This is a genomic window from Pseudomonas sp. (assembly GCF_026224925.1).
Classification (GTDB): Bacteria; Pseudomonadota; Gammaproteobacteria; order Pseudomonadales; family Pseudomonadaceae; genus Aquipseudomonas.
In genome coordinates this window covers 1-2734 of the sequence record NZ_JAMFRV010000287.1, presented here as the reverse complement: position 1 = coordinate 2734, position 2734 = coordinate 1, and the positions used below count along the sequence as shown (strand labels likewise).

Annotated in this window: 3 protein-coding genes; 2 read left to right on the top strand and 1 reads right to left on the bottom strand. The window is 56.9% G+C overall.

Translation table 11 applies throughout. The annotated features are described in order from the left end of the window. Positions 1-290, bottom strand: a 290-nt coding sequence (locus M0974_RS12500) for a DUF1820 family protein (protein ID WP_297836710.1), incomplete at its 3' end; no start/stop codon positions are given. Between the two features lie 130 nt (positions 291-420). Between M0974_RS12500 and miaB the strand changes: the two genes are divergently transcribed. Beyond that, positions 421-1749, top strand: a complete 1329-nt coding sequence (gene miaB, locus M0974_RS12495) for a tRNA (N6-isopentenyl adenosine(37)-C2)-methylthiotransferase MiaB (protein WP_297836707.1) — start codon at positions 421-423, stop codon at positions 1747-1749. A gap of 249 nt (positions 1750-1998) precedes the next feature. Beyond that, the coding region (locus tag M0974_RS12490; protein WP_297836705.1) for a PhoH family protein at positions 1999-2734 on the top strand (736 nt) is incomplete at its 3' end.

Below are 2734 nucleotides of genomic sequence, written 5' to 3'. Positions count from 1 at the left end.
TTGCTCGTGCCCCGCGCTTCACTGATCTCCGGCGTGCCGACACGCTCGACTTCATCGATGCGCACAATCGAGTGCATCGGCACAAAACTGCGCACTACGCCTTCGAACTGAGCCTTGAGCTTCTCTTCACTCGGGTCTACCACCACGGTCGTACGCTCGCCGAAGACGAATTCTTCCACCTCAAGGAAACCCCACAGATCGCTCTGATAGATTTGCTTGGCGTACATTTCGAACACCTGTCCCTGGTTGAGAAAAATCACCTTGTAAATTGGAGCTTCGCGTTTGGTCATAGCAGGCAGGTAACAATCAGGGGCTTAAAGAGGGCGCGAACTATAGCATGCCCGTTGGACAGTCAGCGCTAGGAACCAGACACTCACGCCTCTATAATGCGCGGTTCTTCGAACCACCTGATGATCACGCATGGCCAAGAAGCTTTATATCGAAACCCACGGTTGCCAAATGAACGAGTACGACAGCTCGCGCATGGTCGATCTGCTGGGCGAACATCAAGCCCTGGAAGTCACTGCTCGCGCAGAAGATGCCGACGTCATCCTGCTTAATACCTGTTCTATTCGCGAACGCGCCCAAGACCGTGTGTATTCCCAGCTGGGGCGCTGGCGTGAACTGAAACTGGCCAACCCGGAGATGGTGATCGCGGTTGGCGGTTGCGTCGCGAGCCAGGAAGGCGCGGCGATTCGTGATCGCGCACCCTACGTAGACGTGGTGTTCGGTCCGCAAACCCTGCACCGCTTGCCAGAAATGATCAACGCCGCACGCCTCACAGGGCTGCCGCAGGTTGACGTGTCGTTCCCGGAAATCGAGAAATTCGACCACCTGCCAGAGCCCCGCGTCGACGGGCCGAGCGCTTATGTGTCGGTGATGGAAGGTTGCAGTAAGTACTGCACGTTCTGCGTCGTGCCTTATACCCGTGGCGAAGAAGTCAGCCGGCCGTTCGATGACGTGGTCAGCGAGGTCATGCATTTGGCCGAAAACGGCGTACGCGAAGTGACGCTGCTGGGCCAAAACGTCAACGGTTATCGCGGCACCACCCACGATGGGCGCCTGGCGGACCTGGCAGAGCTGATCCGCACCGTGGCGGCTGTGGACGGTATCGACCGCATTCGCTACACCACCTCGCATCCGCTGGAGTTCTCGGACAGCCTGATCCTGGCCCACGCCGAAGTGCCGGAGCTGGTCAAGCACCTGCATTTGCCGGTGCAATCGGGCTCCGACCGGATTCTGTCGGCGATGAAGCGCAACCACACCGCACTCGAATACAAATCCAAGCTGCGCAAACTCAGGGCTGCGGTTCCGGGCATCAGCATCAGTTCGGACTTTATCGTCGGCTTCCCCGGCGAGACGGAAAAAGATTTCGAGCAGACTATGAAGCTGATCGAAGACGTCAACTTCGACTTCTCGTTTTCCTTCGTTTATAGCCCGCGCCCGGGAACACCTGCGGCGGATATTAAAGACGAAACCCCCGAAGCCCTGAAAAAGGAACGTCTGGCGGCTTTGCAGCATCGCCTGAATCAGCAGGGTTACGAGATCAGCCGGCAGATGGTGGGCAGCACTCAGCGAATTCTGGTCACCGATTACTCGAAAAAAGACCCCGGCGAGCTGCAAGGGCGCACCGAGAACAACCGGATCGTCAACTTCCGCTGCGACAACCCCAAGTTGATCGGCCAGTTCGCTGACGTGCACATCGACGACGCACAACCCCACTCGCTGCGCGGGTCGTTGTTGCAGTAATGCTGCACGTGTAGGAGCTGCCGAAGGCTGCGATAAGGTTGGAACAACCTTCAGTGACTTAATTCACAACGACCATTTTATGGTCAATCGCAGCCTTCGGCAGCTCCTACAGGGACCGAGCTGGCTGCGGGGCAGCAAAGCGGAGAATCGACTCCCGCATCACCATTAGTAAGTGAAGGCTTTCGTCCACCGACCACTAGGGGTTATTCTCCAGTCATCTCCATTGCCGTAGGGCGGCTAAAAACGACCTTGAACGCTCCCATAGAACCACATCGTTTTATCCTCGAACCTTTTGAGGCCCATCGATTCGCAAATCTGTGCGGGCAACTCGACGAGCATTTACGCTTGATCGAACAACGCCTGAACATCGAAATCCGCAACCGCGGTAATCAATTCGAATTGATTGGCGAATCCCAACACACCACTTCGGCTGAAAACCTGCTGCGGCGCCTGTACCGAGAAACCAAAGGTACCGAGCTGTCACCAGACATGGTTCACCTGTTCCTTCAGGAATCAGGCGTCGAAGAACTGGACAACCACCCTGCTGCCGAAGTCGGCGTAGCCCTGCGTACCAAAAAGGGCATGATTCGCCCGCGCGGCTTGAATCAGCAGCGTTACGTCAAAGAAATCCTCGCCAACGACATCAACTTCGGCATCGGCCCTGCGGGTACTGGCAAGACCTATCTTGCGGTGGCGTGTGCCGTGGATGCGCTTGAGCGCGAGCAGATCCGGCGCATCTTGCTGGTGCGTCCGGCGGTCGAAGCGGGCGAAAAACTTGGTTTCCTGCCCGGCGATCTGGCACAAAAGATCGACCCGTACTTGCGCCCGCTGTATGACGCGCTCTACGAAATGCTCGGCTTCGAATACGTCGCCAAGTTGATCGAGCGTCAGGTGATTGAAGTTGCACCGCTGGCTTACATGCGCGGTCGTACGCTGAACAACTGCTTTATTATTCTCGACGAAAGCCAAAACACCACCGTCGAGC